Source organism: Alteromonas naphthalenivorans (genome assembly GCF_000213655.1).
In the GTDB taxonomy this organism is placed as follows: Bacteria; Pseudomonadota; Gammaproteobacteria; order Enterobacterales; family Alteromonadaceae; genus Alteromonas; species Alteromonas naphthalenivorans.
This window is the reverse complement of record NC_015554.1, coordinates 4,842,079-4,859,789: the sequence shown is the minus strand read 5'-3', so window position 1 is coordinate 4,859,789 and position 17,711 is coordinate 4,842,079. Positions and strand designations below refer to the sequence as shown.

Below are 17,711 nucleotides of genomic sequence, written 5' to 3'. Positions count from 1 at the left end.
CCTAATAAGGTCGGGGGTTTGGCGTTATTAAACCAGTGCCAATAGCCACTAATATTAGCACTACGATAACAACAGAAGTGAGTACCCTGCGACCAATATATTTACTCATTGGACCGTCTTTTGGGTCGTTTTTCATCATCACTCTCATTGCCATAAATAGGTTAGCGATCATGAAAATTACCAAAGCAATCAAAATTATTTTTATCAACATATAAACCTCAATAGTAGTGCGCAGGTTGGCCAAATGAATCACGTTCGAGCATCTAGATTAATTGCGATCATTATTACCAGCTTATGCGTAGTAGCAATGTGTGGCTTGGGTTTTTGGCAACTGGATCGCATGGAGCAAAAGCAACAACGCATTGTTAGCATAACCGAAAAACAGGGGAAAGGAAGCTTGTCGCTGATAGACGCAGTTTCAACAACCGACCCTACAGATCGGGCGGTTACTTTCAAAGGTACGCCTGATGGCGACAAAGTATTGCTACTCGATAATCAAATACATGAGCAACGAGTTGGCTATGATGTGCTTGCGCCAGTGCAAACCAATGCGGGCTGGGTATTGGTCAACTATGGTTGGTTACCTGCTCCGGATTTTTCGCGTACGTTACCTTCGGTAAGTATTAGTCATGACGCGCAGCATTTTGAAGGAGTGGTGAGTCAGCCCAGTCATAACCCGTTAGTAAAAGAAACGCTTACATCAGCATCACGCTTTCCGGCACGTATTCAGCAAATTTCAATCAGTACCGCCAGTGAATTGCTATCACTTAACTTATTACCCTATGTAGTAGTACTTACCGCAAAGAATGACCTTTTTGTTAGGCGTTATAACAGTGTTGTTATGCCTCCTGAAAAGCACTTGGGTTATGCCATTCAATGGTTTGGTCTTGCTATCGCAGCCGCCTTGATTGGCGGTTTCGCAATTATGAAAAAAGGACGTCAATATGAGTAATCCGGCCTCGAAGAAAACCTTAATTATTATGGTCGCCGTGTTTGTGCTACCCGTGATTTTAGCTAAGCTTGCGTTAGAGAATGATTGGTTCAACCAAGGTGCTACCAATAAAGGTGCGTTGCTGCAACCTACCATTGATGTTTCATCGCTTTTAGACGGCACAGAGCCGAAATGGCGCTTGTTGTATGTCTTGCCCGAAAATTGTGATGCCATATGTGAAAATGCATTGTTTAGTATTAATCAAGTGTGGCTGGCGCTTGGAAAAGAATCTGATCGAGCCGAAGCCTTAGTTTTATTCACTGAACAAAGCGATGTAGCGGCCCTTGAACAGCTATCGGAATACGCCAACGTTCATACATTGAGTGTTAGTGCTGCACCTATAACAAACCTAGAGCAAAAGAGCGTTTATATTGTAGATACCTTAAATAACGCCATGCTGTATTACCAAATAGACGGCGATAGAAACAAAGCCTTAATGGAGAGTCGAAGCATGCTGGCAGACATTAAAAAACTTCTAAAACTGTCTCGTATTGGATAGGAGTTGCTATGAAAAAACTCGTGCTTTTTAGCCTTTTTCTTGCCGCAGTAGTCATCATTTTAGGGGCTTACACTCGCCTTACTGATGCTGGCCTTGGTTGCCCTGATTGGCCAGGTTGCTATGGCAATCTTACAGTGCCATCAGGAGATGAAAATGTAGAAGCGGCCAATACCGCTTATCCTGACCGGCCTGTTGAAGCACATAAAGCATGGAATGAAATGATTCACCGCTATTTTGCAGGTGCGCTAGGGCTTTGTATCCTTGCCATCGCTATTTTGGCAGTAAAACAGCGGCGCAAAGGCACACCTGTTAAGCTTCCTTTGCTGTTACTCGGCCTTGTCATTTTTCAAGCGGCGTTAGGTATGTGGACAGTTACTCTTAGCTTATTGCCGGTAGTAGTGATGGGGCATTTGTTAGGAGGCTTCACGGTTTTGGCGTGCTTATTTTTACTCTACCTTCGTCTAGGAAAGCATCATCTTTTTGGCATAAGTGAACTAGGCTCCAATCCTAGCGCTGAGCCTAGCTCGCACAAGAGCAACAAAATGGCCACGCTGGCATTTGTTGGTATTGCCATTTTAGTCGGTCAAATAGCCTTAGGAGGTTGGACTTCGGCGAACTACGCCGCACTCGCCTGTACCGATATGCCAATTTGCGAAGAGGGTTGGCAGCAAAGATTAGATTTTTCAGGTGCTTATAGTGTACCAGAGGCCGAAAATTATGAATTTGGAGCCCATGATTATGGTGAACGAGCCACCATGCATATAGTGCATCGGTTTGGTGCTCTTATTACCTTCGTCTATCTTACGGTGTTGGCATTTAGCTGGCTGCGAAGTAGTGCCTTATCATCTGCAGTGAAAAAGGGATGTGTACTAATGGTTGCAGTTTTGTGCGCGCAGGTGGCGCTAGGACTCAGTAATGTTTTATTTAGTTTACCCTTGTTTATAGCGGTGTCTCACAACGCAGTTGCCGCCATACTGTTACTCACAATGATTTGGCTGACATGGTCGGTCACTCACCCAACGTCTTCTCTCTCCTACTCACATGGAGCTCATCATGGCTAAATCTATCTCTTTAAATACCGCTGTCGCTGGTAAGCATTCATCCACAAATAAGCATGGAAGGGCTAGCTGGCGAGATTACTACGAAATGACCAAGCCTAACGTAGTGATGTTACTTTTACTCACGGCAGTAGTGGGAATGTGCTTAGCTTCACCTGGATGGGTAGACGCCACTGCTTTAATTTGCGGGTTACTGGGGATTGGTATGTTATCGGCATCAGCCGCGGTGATTAATCATGTGGTCGACCATAAAATTGACAGCCAAATGGCACGCACTTTCAATCGGCCTGTGGCTAAAGGGAAAGTGAGTATCGCCAAAGCATCCTGGTTTGCAGCAGGGCTTGGCGTAATGGGTTTTGTTGTATTGAGCTTATGGGTGAACATGCTTACCGCTTGGCTTACCCTTGCTAGCTTGGTGGGCTATGCCGTGGTGTATACCATGTTTTTAAAACGGGCTACGCCGCAAAATATTGTGATTGGTGGTATCGCAGGTGCTGCACCACCGCTTCTAGGCTGGACTGCTGTCACTGGAGAAATTCATGCTCATGCGTTGTTGTTAGTACTCATTGTATTTACGTGGACTCCCCCACATTTTTGGGCCTTGGCTATTCATCGCGAAAAAGATTATGCGAAAGCGAAAGTGCCCATGCTGCCGGTCACCCATGGCGTAGAATTCACCAAAACATCGGTGTTACTTTATACCGTGTTACTTAGCTTGGTTTGCCTATTGCCTTACTTGGTGGGCATGAGTGATTTGATTTATCTTGTTGGCTCGTCACTTCTCAACATCGGATTTATGTATTACGCGGTAAAACTGAAATTTGCGGCCACTAGCCAAACCGCGATGAAAACTTTTAAGTTCTCAATTGTCCATCTCATGGTATTGTTTGTAGTATTGTTGCTTGATCACTACGTACCACTGAGTTTATGAACCGACGGATTTTTGTAGGCGTTGTTGCATTATTAGCATTATTGACTGGGGTGTTTGGGGCAATTTATTTGTCGCCTACGGGTCAGTCTAATGGCAGTTCACCCGAGTATTTTCAGGCTTACCCTGAGCCTCGTGCTATTGCGCCTTTTTCGCTGACCGACAGCAAAGGTAATGAATTTAACCAAGCTTCGCTAGAAAATCAGTGGAGCTTGTTGTTTCTTGGTTATACGTTTTGCCCCGATATTTGCCCTACCACGATGGCCGAACTGAACAGCATTTACCCGCAAATGCAGGCCATTGAGTCTGAATTTCCTATAAAAGTGGTGTTTATTTCTATTGATCCTAATCGTGACTCAATAGATCGGCTCGACGAATACATTAGCTACTTTAACCCCAATTTTATTGCCGCGACCGGTGTGCATAAAGCCTTATTCCCCTTCGCTCGAAACTTGGGCATGATGTACGCAATTGCTGAAAGTACAGATAATCCTAATTATCTTGTCGATCATAGTGCGTCGGTAGTGCTTATTAATCCTAAAGCACAGGTGATAGGGCGTTTTAAGCCAAAACGTGAGCCTGGCAAGTTGTCGATTAGTGACGCACAGCAAATACTTAATGACATGCCAGTGATTACATCATCATTTAGTTCAAATTCGGCACTATAGGTGAGTATGGGAGGCATGGATATAAAAATCCGACAAGGTCTTGTGTCTGATGCTGGCCAAGCGGTTCCCTTATTATTAAGTGCCGCTGAAGATCTATTGGTTTCCGTTTTTGGCAATGGCGATACAAGCCATACTCTCGATTTTTTAACCCATGCATGGAAAGGTAAGTATGGGCAATATGGCTGCAATAATCACTGGGTTGCGGTAGTCGATGACGTTGTTGTAGGTGTCATTACGGCGTGGCATACCAAGTTGGGGCCCGTATTTGACCGTGCTTCGTTAGACAGCATTACCACCTTCTACAATCTCGATGATGCAATGGCAGTGCTAATGCGCAATCAAGCGGTTGCTGTAGGCTTAACGCCGCCAAGTGCAACAGAACTTATGCTAGGTCACGTGGCGGTAGATAGCATTGCTCGGCGCGGCGGAATCGGCAAGGCTATGATTGCCCACATGCGTGATTACGCCATAGAACTTAAAAAGCAGGCATTGGTACTAGACGTACAAATTAGTAATGTTGCTGCCATTCGGTTTTATCAAAACGTTAATTTTAAAGAGCAATCAGTGAACGGCACCTTCGTGCGTTTTGTTCATGCACTTTCAGCTTAACTAATCTGGATAATTTCCGTTTTTATCTGCCACAAAAAATGGCTGAGAATACCAATAATACCTTCCTGATTGAGAGTTGCTCGGAGCGGTACAATTTACTCGCGAACGGCCTACAGGAAGTGCTTGAGCAATACTGAAGGTAACCGCATTGCCTTCAACCCTCGTTTCAACTGGTGAGCCAGAAAAGAAGCAATTTACTTGGCGTAAACGTACATCATCGCCCTTAATCGTTAGCGTAATAGGGGGGAGTCTCGATTCGTCACTAGCGCCTTGCACCTCTGGGATATGCTCACCTTCAAAGCTGGTCGATAATACCGGCATAGCAATACTGTTTAATTTGGTTTTTAGTGTTTCTAAGTTGGCATAAGGGCCAGCTGCAGGGAAGCGAGGTAATGCTTGAAAATTACTGTGAGGGCCTATAGCGCCTGAGTGTTGTCCGAACGCAATGTAACCCTCTTGCGCCAGCTTATCTGCTAGCTTTTGGTTGAACTCACCAAAGGGGTAGGCCAAATATTTAAGTGATTCGCCAATTTTGCTATCAATAATAGCCTCGGCTTCAGCAACATTCTGCCATACCTTTTTAAGCCATGCTTCGTCATTAGTTCCGCTATCAGCGCCGTTAGAAGAAACTCTGCCATCCAGCATATGCGAGTGGTCAAGTGTATGGTTAGCGAAAGTAACGCCGTCGTTATGCATTGCCTCAACTTGTGCCCACGTGAGTTGGCTTCTATTGGTACCAATTTCCCCTGGGTTAATAAATATTGTGTATGGGAAGCCCATATCAACCATAATGGGGTGGGCATTTTTAAGGATGTTTTCGTACCCGTCGTCAAAGGTTATCACCACAGTGTTGGAAGGAAGAGGTGTTTTACTTTGGATAGCATCAACGACCTTTGCTAAAGGCAAAACTGTGTGATGTTGCTTTAAATACGCCATATGTTGTTTGAACACCTCAGGCGATATACTGGTGCTTTTCGGCGTGTTGTCAGACACATGATGGTAAAGCAAAATAACACCATTTTGAGTAAGAATTTCACGGGTAGGCTGCCTAGTGTTATCAGTAGCAGCCAGGCTATAGCCAGAAAAACAAACAAGAAAGAAAAGTGCTAACCAGTGTGGTCGGTTGCCTTTCATTTGCGCCAATATAGCGTCACATTTAATCCACGAAATGACATTGAAAGGCATGATAAACTTCATGTTTTCTCCGAGTTGAAATTGATTTAATAGCAGTGCTTTATACTGCGTGTCAGCGCGGCGTTCTACTAATGCAGAGACTATAATTAATGCAAAAGCGAGTGCAAGAAGATAAGCAATCTCTACGCCAATCTGAGACGTTTTGGCACGATCATACACGCTTACTCACATTAGCGCTGCCCATGATCCTGGCCAATATTACCACTCCTTTGCTAGGTTTGGTGGATACGGCTGTTTTAGGGCATATGTCGGCGCCCGCCATGTTAGCCGGTGCGGCAGTGGGGGCGCTTATACTTACCCAAATTTACTGGGTGTGTGGTTTTCTGCGCATGTCTTCAACAGGCTTAAGCGCACAGGCAAGAGGGCATAAAGATGCAACACTTTCCTCTGCCAAAGTGCTTTGGCAGACCCTTGCTGTCGCCTCCATCTTAGGGCTGGGTTTACTCATATTACAAGCGCCTATACTCACAGCAGGACTGGCATTGGCGAGCCCATCTGATGCAGTGGCGGTGCATTTGACGGAGTATTATCAGGTTAGAGTATGGGGCGCACCAGCGGCTATGCTTAATTTAGCGCTTATCGGTTATTTGGTGGGTCAGCAAAAAACGCGCACGGTGATGATTATCCAGATAATCGGCAACCTCGTGAATGCAGGATTAGATATTACCTTCGTTTATGGGCTGTCTATGTCAGTGGCTGGGGTTGCCTTAGCCAGTATTATTGCTGAATATTCCATGGCGTTTATGGCGATGTATGTTGCCCTAAAGCAAGTGAGGGGTGTTACTCCACAAGCAAGCTGGTTCAACCGTGCAGCGCGTAAGATACTGATGAAACTCAACACTGATATGCTATTGCGTAATTTAGCCTTGCAAGCCTGCTTAGCGTTTTTGACGATACAAGGCGTGCGGTTCGGAGAAATGCCGGCGGCAGTGAATGCTATTCTACTGCAGTTTTTCGTATTAATAGCGCTAGGATTAGATGGGGTCGCCTACGCAGTAGAAGCGCTGGTGGGTGAAGCCAAAGGCGCAAACAATGCGTCAGAAATAAAACGCAGAACATACCAAGGGTTATTCTGGTCATCGCTTTTTGCAATAGGTTACAGCGCTATCTTCTATTTTGGCGGTCACGGTATAATAAGCTTACTGACTGAACATCAAAATATTGTGAGCGCAGCATTAACCTACCTTCCGTTAATGGTTATTCTGCCACTGCTGGCGCATTGGTGCTTTTTGTACGACGGTGTATTTGTTGGCCTTACAAAGTCATCTTCTATGCGCGACACCATGATTATTAGCGCGCTTGCAGTATATTTCCCTGTATGGTTTTTTACTCAGTCTCTCGGCAATATCAGCTTGTGGTATGCATTGTTGGCGTTCTTACTTGCCCGTGGTATTACGCTTGGATGGAGCTTCGAACGGCTAAGTCAGCGCAATGCATTGTGCGACAGCTAGTTTAAACCAAATTAAGCCTAGCCAAAGGAAAAAGCCACATCACTTGGCAATCTCGATAGGCAGAAATATATCGGTAACGGCTTCATGTGCGGCTACGTCGGGGAAAAAGCGAATACGCTCTAAAAAAATAGGAAAGTCTCTTAGTTCAAATTGTGTATCAGGCAACCACTGGTGATATAAACCGTGCACCACCGCCCCTAGCGCTGCATCGGTGCCAATATGGCGGACTTTAGCGCAGTAACCTTCCGGTATGGTAGTAGTGATGACGTTAGCGTGATTGGTATCCGTAGACGGCTGCGTGGCGATAGGGTCGCTTGTTTTTGCGGGCTGGCTGCTAGGCGCAGTAATAGGTGCAGTAATAGGCCCAAAAATTTGGCACGCCACACCAAACCGGTAAGACTCATGTGGCGTGTTGTAAGGGTCATCATACAGTAAGTTGAAAGTGCGGCTGGTAGAAGGCGGTAGCTTGTTTTCTTTGCGCCACGTAATAAATTCACTTACCGTGCTCATAATGCGGCTAGGTGGGCCAACATGCATCATCATTGCAATGTCCAAGGCTGGAAATTGAATCACTGACACATCGAGTTGATGATTTTCAGAAGCGCTATTTACGTTATGTGAAGCGTTCATAAATACCGAAGTTCCTTTTTCGTTTGCGTTTAATCGCGAGGTGACGAGGGTGCCTTGATGTAGCGCTTCAACGTTAGGTGTTTTTCGAAAACTTGAAGGCGACAGGCGATAGTGTTTTTTAAAGGCTCTGGCATAGCCTTCATGGGAACTAAATCCCGCTTCTATCGCTATATCCAGTATGCGTTTGTGTGGCCGAAACGCTAATTTATACGCACTTTCGTGCAGCCGAAGCTGTCTAGCGTAGTCGCCAATGTTAATACCAAACTTTGCGTTAAATGCGCGGTGAAGATGGTACTCAGAGGTACACGCGAGCGAGGCAAGTTGGCTAAGATCACTGGCACGCTCGGGCGCTTTTGTAATGGCGTCGGCAACCTTATCGAGGCGAAGATATAAAGGGTTCATTCGTTACTAGCATTATTTAAGTTAAGCAAACAATACAAAGTTGAATAAAATAATACCCGACTATTTTTGCGGTATTGCTTTTTGCACCACAAAATAGGTATGAAACTCGGGCAGCTGCCCGTATTCAATATGCCGAATAAAGCAGTCGGCTTCGATAATATGGCGTACATAACCGTTGATACCTAGTGAAGCGTAATAAACTTCAGGCCCCATGATGGTGTTGGTATGTTCGCCGGGTTCATCCACACCGCCACAACTAAATATCAATACCCCACCTGGCCGTAATGCATTGCAAAGTTTGGTAATTAGTGCCGCTTGGCTGTGAAGTGGTACGTGCCACAGACAGTCCCAAGCGCTGATAAAGCGGTACTGATGGGGTAAGTCGAAGGTGCAAATATCACCAAAATAAAATGTGTTGTTAGGGTGCCTTTCTCTGGCTAACGCCAGCATCTCATTTGAGATATCAACGCCCTCTACAACAAACTCGTTGTCATGCAGTAAATCAATAAATCTACCCGTACATCCGCACCCTACATCAAGGGCTAAGGACGGTGGGTTTGACGTTGCTTGGGGGGAGTAATGTTCTGAGGTAAATACGTCAAGAAATGATAATGCGACCTTATGCTGAGCAATACCATTATTACGATTAAACTCTGGGCGAGTCCAGCGCTGGGTAATTTGATCGTAAGCAAGGCCGGTTTCTGCTGGTGTCATGGTCGCTTACCTATTTTGACTAATCGCTCGCCAGTGTAGCACTGGCGAGCTTATCGTAGATGTTTATGCGCTCAAGGCTGTTTATAAGCTCAAGGCTGTTTCCACGCTCAGGGCTGTTAATAAGCTCAAGGCTGTGTGCAAACTCTCGGCTATTTCTTAACGAAGTGAGTTGCGCATAGTTTGTTGCCAGAAGGGTCGCGTAAATACGCAAGGTACAACTGGCGTTCTTCTGTACCACGAATGCCGGGAGGATCTTCACAAGGAACACCGCCATTGGCTGCGCCCACTTTATGCCATTCATCAACAAGCCCAGGGTTTGCCGCAGCAAGACCAATCGTTGAACCATTCCCGTGGGTAGCGGCTTCGCCGTTAATTGGCTTGGTAAGGGCTAATACTCCTTTCGGAGTGAAGTAGAAAACACGCCCGTGTTCATCGTAAACACCTTCATCGTATCCAAATACAGCAAGAGAGGCATCGTAAAATTTCTTCGAGGCTTCAATGTCGTTCGCGCCAATCATTACATGACTAAACATAGCATTTCCTTTTTATCGGCAAAATATTGTTATCTGATTATTCTAGCGCCATTTTTACAGCCTCAGCAGCATGGAGCGCTGTGGTGTCGTAAAGAGGCATATCAGTGTCTGACTGCTTTACCAACAAGGCAATTTCGGTACAACCTAAAATAACGGCCTGTGCACCTTGCGCCTTTAATTTGTTGATAATATCAATATACGCGTCACGGGATTTTTCACAAATAACCCCTTTGCATAATTCCTCATAAATAATTTTATGTACGACTAGTCTGTCGTCACTATTTGGCACGACTACATCTAAATCAAACTGTTGCGCTAATCGTTCGCTGTAAAATGCCTGTTCCATGGTGAATTGGGTGCCTAGCAAGCCCACTTTTTTGACCGCGTTTTCACACAGGGCCACGCCGGTGGCATCGGCAATATGCAACAAAGGAATGGCTACTGCGCTTGCTACCTGTGCAGCGACCTTATGCATGGTGTTGGTACATATAAGGAGAAAGTCGGCGCCGGCATCTTCTAATGACTGTGCAGCGTGCTTCAACGCATCGGCGGCTTTATCCCACTCACCACTGCGCTGGAAAGCTTCTATCTCGGCAAAATCAACCGAGTAGAGGCATATTTTTGCACTGTGTAGTCCCCCAAGTTGGCTATTCACCAGCCGGTTGATTTCTTGATAGTAGCTAACCGTTGATTCCCAACTCATACCGCCAATAAGCCCAATGGTTTTCATCTAAGCCCCCTCTAATAAGCACGACAGAAAACGTAACAAAAACTGCCACAAACATGACGTTAAGAACAACCAATGTAAGGTTATAAATACTAGACTACGTGCAATCAGCGGCCCAGTACAAGGTCATTGAACGTGAGAATTAGCAAAAGTATGTAAGAAAACGTATGAATGAAAAGCGAGAGGAAATTGACTAATCGTCTTTAAAACTAGGGGGGATTTTCTTGTCTTTTAAAAAGGCGAAACGCTGCATGAAAATGCCTATATAGCCAGACATGGCAATGACAAAGCCTACCAGCAAGGTGGTAACAGAATAATAGTAAAGGAAGGTGCTTAAGTGGCTTAACGTGAAAAGCTGCACAACGCCAGCAACGAACAAGGCAAGGCCTAATTTAAATCGTCGCCAGCTTTTGTGCACATCAAACATAGTTGAGATACAACATCTTAGTAGTAAGAATGCTCACCGGCTTCATGTTCAGTAGCGTCACGAACACCGTTTAGTTCCCCAGCAAATTGCTCAAGCATTTGCTTTTCTATGCCGTCTTTCAACGTGACATCAACCATAGAACAGCCATTACAGCCGCCGCCGAATTGAAGAATAGCAAAGCCATCTTCGGTAAGTTCAGCCAACATGACTTGGCCGCCATGGCTAGCAAGTTGAGGGTTGATTTCAGCTTCAATCATGTACCTTATGCGTTCAGCCAAAGGCGCATCATCAGCGACTTTGCGTGCTTTAGCATTTGGCGCTTTAAGCGTAAGCTGAGATCCCATTTGATCGGTGACATAATCAATTTCTGCTTCATGTAAAAATGGAACACTTTCTTCATCTACCACTGCATTGAAGCCATTGAACTCTAAACGAGTATCAGTTTCTTCAACGGCATCTGGCGGACAATAGGACACGCCACACTCGGCGCTTGATGTGCCCGGATTTACGACGAATACACGAATATTTGTGCCAGTCTCTTGTTTATCCAACAGTTTTACGAAGTGAGCCTGGGCTTCTTCTGATATAGTAATCATCAGTAAGTCCTATTAATTTAAAATTTGGTTTATGATAACAAATTTACCTGACTAAAACAGTCAAGTATTGACTAGTTTCGATGTAACCGCATAACGACAAGACGGATATCACTATGCTCGCAACTTTGGTTCGCACCGCCTCAAACTCGAATTTTCAAAAATGGTTTGCGCCATTTATCGTGTTAACCGCCTTGTGCGTATGTGCTTCGGCAAATGCCAATATGGTGACTCTCGATAAGGGCGGTAAACCGGTTCAGGCCTATTTACCAACCGATGTGACATACAATCCAGATATTCCTACGCCAGAATCAGTACTGGGTGCGAACATTGGTCAGTGGCACGTGCGTCACGATCAACTAACCCACTACATGCGTGTACTCGCTGATCATTCCGACCGTATTTCATTAGAAGTCACCGGTAGAACCCATGAAAATCGTGAGCTATTGCTACTTACCATTACTGCACCGTCGAACCGCCCTAACATAGAAAGTATGCGTACCGCGCATATCGATGCCATGAATTCAGGCAATAAAGTAAAAGCGGGTGCGCCACTTATTTTCTATATGGGTTACAGCATTCACGGTAATGAGCCTTCAGGCTCCAATGCTGCATTAGCCCTAGCTTACTACTTAGCCGCTGGGCAAGGTACGCGAATCGATGCGTTACTGAACAACAATATTGTGCTGTTAGACCCATCTTTCAACCCCGATGGGTTATCTCGTTTCGCGCAATGGGCGAATATGCACAGAGGAAAGCAACTTGTTGCAGATAGTAATACCCGTGAACATGATGAAGGCTGGCCATCAGGGCGCACAAACCACTATTGGTTTGACTTAAATCGCGACTGGTTGTTGTTGGCTCACCCTGAGTCCCAAGCGCGTATAAAGCAATTTCACCGCTGGCGCCCGCATATTCTTACCGACTTTCATGAAATGGGCACCGATAGTACCTACTTTTTTCAGCCAGGTGTACGCTCGCGTAAAAACCCAATTACGCCGGATGAGAACGTAACCTTAACCGAAGCGCTGGCGGCTTATCACGCCAAAGCCTTTGATAAACAAGGGAAGCTGTATTTCTCGGAAGAGGCATTTGACGACTTTTACGCCGGTAAGGGCAGTACCTACCCTGATTTACATGGCAGCATAGGTATTTTGTTCGAACAAGCGAGCTCTCGCGGACATTTACAAGAATCTATCAATGGGCCATTGGCATTTTCTACCACCATCGCAAATCAAATTACAACGTCGTTAAGTACTTTTGAAGGCGCCCTTGCTAATAAACCGGCTATTTTAGATTATCAGTCTGCTTTTGTTAAAGACACGCAAGCACTAGCAAAAGACGGTGATATTAGCGGTTACATTGTGGGTGAATCGAATGATAGCGGCAGATTTAACGCCATGTTGTCGCTGCTTAAGCAGCACAACATTAAGTTCGAGGTGGTAAGCAAAGATTCTGAAATAGGCAAGCAAACCTTTCGCGCTAATCGTGCTATCTATATTCCTGCCGCGCAGGCCCAGTATCGACTCATCACGTCTATATTCTCAACCCAAACCTCGTTTGAAAATAACACCTTCTACGACGTGTCATCGTGGAACATGGCGATGGCGTTTAATCTACCGTTTGAGGTGGTTGAAAAACGGGATTTTCGCGACGTAAAAACGGCTGCCAATGCACAATTAGCAATGCCTGTACTTAGCGATTCGTTACCTGCCAATGCCTATGCATACGCCTTTTCATGGAACGATTACTACGCGCCAGCCTTGCTTCAATCGTTATTAGAAGCAGGGGTAAGTGTAAGAAGTAGCGAAAATGCATTTGAAGCTAAGCTGGTTAATAATCAGCGCCATACGTTTACCTCGGGAAGCATTATTATTCCTACGGGGTTAGCACAACCTGATAACTTACTTAACCTTCTGACAGAACAGGCTAGCGCATTAAAAATTCCGGTTTACGCACTGGCAAGTGGGTTAACGCCTACAGGCAGTGATATTGGAAGCCGCTCAATCCAGCCCATTTCAGCGCCTAAAGTATTGCTAGTGGGGGGTGAGGGCGTAAGTGAATATGAAGTGGGCGAAATGTGGCATTATTTCGATACCCGAGTGGGGTTGCCGGTTAGTATTGTGGAGCAACAAAAGCTAGGTAACGCACTACAGTCAGGCTATACCCATATTGTGTTTGCCAGTGGTCGCTATTCGCTGACGAATGATACGATAGACGCACTATCTACTTGGGTTAAAAATGGCGGTGTGTTGATTGGACAAAAATCAGCTCTTCGTTATTTTGCAGCCAATGAATGGTTAAACGCCGATATAGTAGATAGAGAAGAAATAGACAGTAAGTTTGATGAAGACAAACTAACGTTTGGCGATAAATCGGCGTTATACGCAAGAAAGTTGGTGGCTGGCGCGGTTTATGAAGCTGAAATAGATATCACCCATCCACTATTTTACGGTTATACCGACGCCACACTGCCTATGTTTAAAACCAGTAATATGGTGGTGAACAATTATTACACGCCATTCACTACGCCAGCGCGTTATACCTCAGCGCCATTGCTGGCAGGATTCAGTGATGAAAAGCTGGTGAAACTTATTGCCGAAACGCCTGCTGTGATAACCACAAAGCAAGGTAAAGGTGTAGTGATTGGGTTTACCGACAATACGCAATTCCGAGGCTATTGGTATGGCACGAACAAAATGCTAAGTAATGCTATTTATCAGTCAGGCTTTCTTAAGTAAGTCGCGAGTTGTTAGGTAGTAAGAATTGTAGCGGTAACGGTTTCGATTACCCTGCTGCCAGCAGTGAGCTTTTCGGGGGCGGTGTAAAGGTCATTGCCCACACTGAAATACTAAGTTGTGGGTAGCGCGCTCTCAATAAGCTTGCCAAGGCGTTTACCGTAACACCGGTAGTAATGACATCATCCACGATGGCAATGCGCTTAAGATCAGGGTTAGAAGCGACTAGTTTATCAATACATTGTGGCGTTAATGAAAACACCTGCTTAGCATGCTGAAGCCTTTGTGCTTTCCCTAGATGATGCTGAGCAGACATACCTTGTCGAATCGCCCAATTGGTGCAAATGGGTATATTCAGTGCACTACCAATGGATTTAGCGAGCACTGCAGCCTGATTATAATGCCGCGTTGCCAGCCGCCACGAGCTTAAAGGCACTGGTAAGAGAAGTTGCGCCGTGGTGTGTGGTAGAGGCGGTGTATGATGAGCTAAGTGTTGCTGTTTACCGACAAACCACTTGGCTAAAACCTTCCCTGAAGTGAGTGAATGTTGAAACTTAAAGCCATGAATTAAGGTGGTTATTGGGTAAGTATGTAAAGCCAGTACCGACAGTTGCTGATACGCACTATGCTTAACGTGCCGACCAACTGGCCCAAAAGACAGTAAATTATTACCGTGATCTTTGGCCGAGAAAAAAAATATATCATGTTCACACCAATGACATACTGGCGCAGGACTTGCCTGATAACATAGTAAGCATGAAAGATTCATAGTACGTGAATTTTTGAATTCCTATGTTAAGTCGCTTTTTCTCACACGTAGCGACAGTACGATGACGTGTCTTTAAGCATTTTTTGAGATAATGGGTAATCATGCATACATGGCAGCCTATTAGGTTTGCTTCTTCATGCAACAGCCAAAGGATGTATACAGTGAAAGATTTGCATACAAACACACCGCTTGTCACCCGAACTCAAGGTACAGGAAACGATCTGGTTTTCCTTCACGGTTGGGGTATGAATAGTGGCGCTTTTACCTCGTTTATCCCCTATTTAACGAATAGTTTTCGAGTCACCACTATCGATCTTCCCGGTTTCGGCGAAAACGCTCAGCACGTGCCTTCCCCTTATGACGCTGAGTCTTTAGCACAAATGATAGCGCCTTATATTCCACCAGAAAGTATAGTGGTAGGGTGGTCTTTAGGTGGTTTGGTGGCGCAACGATTAGCCCTAATTGGTAAAGATTTTAAGGGTTTAGCGCTTAAAGGTTTAGTTACGATAGCCTCTACACCTCGATTCATCGCTGGCCCTTGCTGGCCTGGTATTGCAGGTGATTTATTGGCCATGTTCGAAAGTCAGTTAGAGAGTAACTACAATAGAACGCTAGAGCGCTTTTTGGCTATTCAAGCGATGGGAAGCGATACGGCTCGCCAAGATATCAAAGCCATTCGCGGGCATATCAGTGAATACCCAGAACCTGACCAGCACGCACTGAAACAAGGCTTGAGAATTCTTTCTACAGAAGATTTACGCCAAGACATTGGCCGTATAACGGTGCCAACTCTTCGATTATATGGTCGCTTAGATAGTCTAGTGCCTACCAGTGGCATAGATCGTATTTGCGAGTTGCATCCTCAAGCTGATACGGTGGTGTTACCCCACGCAGCACATGCGCCTTTTATTTCTCACCCTCAACAAAGCGCCGATATTTTGTTTAGCTTTGCATCAAGTGTATATCAACAAAAAGCATCGTGACCCGATGCTTTTTTATGTTGTGTTTAGGTGTTGTATAGCGGCTGCAAGTATATACGCGGTATTGTCGAGCCAGTGAAAGACTAGGCGAGAGTGAAGAATATTGCTCGTTTTCACAGCCAGTTAAGTCTTATGAGCGGTACAGACCTTTTCATTTAGTGCAATTTGGTTAATAATTGCACATGAGAGTGTAGAGGTAGTGTATGTCTGGTATATCAGGTGTAAATAGTAACAATATAAATTCCGCGATTTTGTCCGGACAATTTGGTTTGCAGAATGCCAATAATGGTATTACGCAGGCTGCGTCTAATATTGCCCAGCAAACCACGAACGCAGAGCGAGATCCGCAAGCAGTTTTAGCCAATCCTGTCACCCAAAGCTTACAGAATGTACGCAATATACTTCCCTCTTCCCAAGATGATGTCACCACTAATCTGTTGTCATTGAAAATCAACAGTATCAATGCTCAGGCTTCCGCCAAGGTGCTTGATGTGGCAAATGACACCATAGGCACCATAATCGATACGTTAGCGTAGTAGTGTAGGAGTGTAATGTGAACATTGTTACCCCTATCCTCACGGCCATAGCGTACCCTACTGCAAACGTTAATACTGAGTCTGCAAGAAGAGACAATGCATTACGTGAAACTATCCCTCAGTCGGGAGATGCAGAGAAAGGGGCATCGCAAAAAGGCCTAGGTTCGGACAGTGACAAAGCTCGAAATCCGGGACAAACGCCTGCGCCTGTTACCTACGATCGCCCCCAAGTCCAAACTGAACTGCAAAGCGCGTTTGAAAGCGTGTTTGGCGAACAAAAAGACAATGGCTCTGATGAAAGCGCGGGTAAACAAAATGCCCAAGATCAACAGGAATCAAGCCAACAGGAATCAAGCCAACAGGAATCAAGCCAACAGCAAGCCTCACAGCCTGAACAGCAAACAGAAGAACAGCAAGAGATAAGTAACTTAGAGGCACGTGATCAAGAGGTCCGTACTCACGAGCAGGCGCATGCCGCTGCGGGTGGACAATATGCAGGGTCGCCGCAATATGAATATACCACTGGGCCAGATAACAAGCGTTATGTTACCGATGGTGAAGTGTCGATTGATATTTCTGAACTAAATAGCCCTGAAGAAACCCTTCGTAAAATGCAGCAAGTCCGTGCTGCTGCACTTGCTCCAGCTGAGCCTTCGGCGCAAGATTTAGAAGTGGCAGCAGAAGCTACTCAAAAATCGTTTGAAGCTCGCAGCGAAATCGCTGAAGACAACGCTACAACATCATCGGTATCGCCTAGCGCATCAGATATCACGCCCCCTGATATTGATGAAATTACCGATAATGCAGGTGTTGAACGCCCTACAAGGGCACTAGACGAAGCTGTTTTACAAGCGCAAACGGTTGAACAAGATGCTGTAAGCCCAGGACCACCAAGCGCCGCAAGGCAAGAATCACAAAACGCCGCAAGCCAAAAAATACAAAGCGCCGCGAGCCAAAAAATACAAAGTACTAGTGAAGCTTCAAATGAGATTGGTGGTGATTTTGATACGCGCTCATTAGCATTTGGTGACCAAGCCTTACAAGATGAAGCCAATAGCGGCAGTGATCAAGAAAGCCAAGCCAATTCAGCCCGTATTGGCCGCATCCAAAATTTCTACACACAAGCCTATACACCAGTACGTGAAGGTTTTTCCGCTAGCGCCTAGGGTTTGGTGCCTATCACTTAATACTCATAGCGCTTGTTTAGCCCCGTTTACCGCCCACGACCAACAACATGTGTTCTTAATAGCGCCACTTTCATAAA

At 45.4% G+C, this 17,711-nt stretch carries 20 protein-coding genes; 11 read left to right on the top strand and 9 right to left on the bottom strand.

The window, feature by feature from the left end; genetic code table 11:
- Position 1: 1 nt before the first annotated feature.
- Positions 2-211, bottom strand: coding sequence for a DUF2909 domain-containing protein (locus tag AMBT_RS21270; protein ID WP_013786733.1), 210 nt, complete (start codon positions 209-211; stop codon positions 2-4).
- Positions 212-244: 33 nt separating this feature from the next.
- On the opposite strand from AMBT_RS21270, the gene AMBT_RS21265 reads away from it, so the two are divergent.
- From AMBT_RS21265 to AMBT_RS21240, 6 genes are read left to right on the top strand one after another with little or no spacing between them, the layout of a single operon-like run.
- A complete protein-coding gene (locus AMBT_RS21265) occupies positions 245-952 on the top strand; it encodes an SURF1 family protein (protein WP_013786732.1) in 708 nt (235 codons plus the stop codon).
- The gene (locus AMBT_RS21260) at positions 945-1,490 is read left to right on the top strand and encodes a redox-active disulfide-containing membrane protein (RefSeq protein WP_013786731.1); all 546 of its coding nucleotides are present in this window, start codon (positions 945-947) and stop codon (positions 1,488-1,490) included. The genes AMBT_RS21265 and AMBT_RS21260 overlap by 8 nt, the downstream gene beginning before the upstream one ends.
- A gap of 8 nt (positions 1,491-1,498) precedes the next feature.
- Positions 1,499-2,551, top strand: a complete 1,053-nt coding sequence (locus tag AMBT_RS21255; RefSeq protein ID WP_013786730.1) for a COX15/CtaA family protein — start codon at positions 1,499-1,501, stop codon at positions 2,549-2,551.
- Positions 2,544-3,479, top strand: coding sequence for a heme o synthase (cyoE, locus tag AMBT_RS21250; RefSeq protein WP_013786729.1), 936 nt, complete (start codon positions 2,544-2,546; stop codon positions 3,477-3,479). The genes AMBT_RS21255 and cyoE overlap by 8 nt, the downstream gene beginning before the upstream one ends.
- Entirely contained in the window at positions 3,476-4,144 is a 669-nt protein-coding gene (locus AMBT_RS21245; protein ID WP_013786728.1) for an SCO family protein, read from the top strand. Before cyoE ends, AMBT_RS21245 begins: the two co-directional genes overlap by 4 nt.
- A gap of 15 nt (positions 4,145-4,159) precedes the next feature.
- Positions 4,160-4,753: a GNAT family N-acetyltransferase gene (locus AMBT_RS21240; RefSeq protein WP_013786727.1), complete on the top strand. Its 594-nt coding sequence runs from the start codon at positions 4,160-4,162 to the stop codon at positions 4,751-4,753.
- Here AMBT_RS21240 and AMBT_RS21235 read toward each other — a convergent pair whose 3' ends face one another.
- Positions 4,754-5,950, bottom strand: coding sequence for a polysaccharide deacetylase family protein (locus AMBT_RS21235; RefSeq protein ID WP_148259140.1), 1,197 nt, complete (start codon positions 5,948-5,950; stop codon positions 4,754-4,756).
- A gap of 179 nt (positions 5,951-6,129) precedes the next feature.
- Here AMBT_RS21235 and AMBT_RS21230 point away from each other — a divergent pair, with 179 nt between their 5' ends.
- Positions 6,130-7,398 carry an MATE family efflux transporter gene (locus tag AMBT_RS21230; RefSeq protein ID WP_013786725.1) on the top strand — a complete coding sequence of 423 codons (1,269 nt, stop codon included), beginning with the start codon at positions 6,130-6,132 and terminating at the stop codon, positions 7,396-7,398.
- Positions 7,399-7,437: 39 nt separating this feature from the next.
- Here the strand turns inward: AMBT_RS21230 and AMBT_RS21225 are convergent, their stop codons facing one another.
- From AMBT_RS21225 to nfuA, 6 genes are all read right to left on the bottom strand, one after another.
- Entirely contained in the window at positions 7,438-8,430 is a 993-nt protein-coding gene (locus tag AMBT_RS21225) for an AraC family transcriptional regulator (protein ID WP_013786724.1), read from the bottom strand.
- Between the two features lie 60 nt (positions 8,431-8,490).
- On the bottom strand, positions 8,491-9,144 hold the full coding sequence (locus tag AMBT_RS21220) for a class I SAM-dependent methyltransferase (protein ID WP_013786723.1): 654 nt from the start codon (positions 9,142-9,144) through the stop codon (positions 8,491-8,493).
- A 149-nt stretch (positions 9,145-9,293) separates the two neighbouring features.
- Positions 9,294-9,677 carry a VOC family protein gene (locus AMBT_RS21215; RefSeq protein ID WP_013786722.1) on the bottom strand — a complete coding sequence of 128 codons (384 nt, stop codon included), beginning with the start codon at positions 9,675-9,677 and terminating at the stop codon, positions 9,294-9,296.
- Positions 9,678-9,714: 37 nt separating this feature from the next.
- Positions 9,715-10,407, bottom strand: coding sequence for an aspartate/glutamate racemase family protein (locus AMBT_RS21210; protein ID WP_013786721.1), 693 nt, complete (start codon positions 10,405-10,407; stop codon positions 9,715-9,717).
- 190 nt (positions 10,408-10,597) lie between these two features.
- Entirely contained in the window at positions 10,598-10,831 is a 234-nt protein-coding gene (locus tag AMBT_RS21205; RefSeq protein WP_013786720.1) for a hypothetical protein, read from the bottom strand.
- A gap of 17 nt (positions 10,832-10,848) precedes the next feature.
- Positions 10,849-11,427 carry a Fe-S biogenesis protein NfuA gene (gene nfuA, locus AMBT_RS21200; RefSeq protein ID WP_013786719.1) on the bottom strand — a complete coding sequence of 193 codons (579 nt, stop codon included), beginning with the start codon at positions 11,425-11,427 and terminating at the stop codon, positions 10,849-10,851.
- Between the two features lie 113 nt (positions 11,428-11,540).
- On the opposite strand from nfuA, the gene AMBT_RS21195 reads away from it, so the two are divergent.
- A complete protein-coding gene (locus AMBT_RS21195; protein WP_013786718.1) occupies positions 11,541-14,165 on the top strand; it encodes a M14 family zinc carboxypeptidase in 2,625 nt (874 codons plus the stop codon).
- A gap of 46 nt (positions 14,166-14,211) precedes the next feature.
- Here AMBT_RS21195 and AMBT_RS21190 read toward each other — a convergent pair whose 3' ends face one another.
- The gene (locus AMBT_RS21190) at positions 14,212-14,931 is read right to left on the bottom strand and encodes a ComF family protein (protein WP_013786717.1); all 720 of its coding nucleotides are present in this window, start codon (positions 14,929-14,931) and stop codon (positions 14,212-14,214) included.
- A gap of 161 nt (positions 14,932-15,092) precedes the next feature.
- Between AMBT_RS21190 and bioH the strand changes: the two genes are divergently transcribed.
- From bioH to AMBT_RS21175, 3 genes are all read left to right on the top strand, one after another.
- A complete protein-coding gene (bioH, locus tag AMBT_RS21185; protein WP_013786716.1) occupies positions 15,093-15,914 on the top strand; it encodes a pimeloyl-ACP methyl ester esterase BioH in 822 nt (273 codons plus the stop codon).
- Positions 15,915-16,114: 200 nt separating this feature from the next.
- Positions 16,115-16,447, top strand: coding sequence for a hypothetical protein (locus AMBT_RS21180; RefSeq protein WP_013786715.1), 333 nt, complete (start codon positions 16,115-16,117; stop codon positions 16,445-16,447).
- 17 nt (positions 16,448-16,464) lie between these two features.
- A complete protein-coding gene (locus AMBT_RS21175) occupies positions 16,465-17,613 on the top strand; it encodes a putative metalloprotease CJM1_0395 family protein (protein WP_013786714.1) in 1,149 nt (382 codons plus the stop codon).
- The last annotated feature ends 98 nt before the right edge of the window (positions 17,614-17,711 follow it).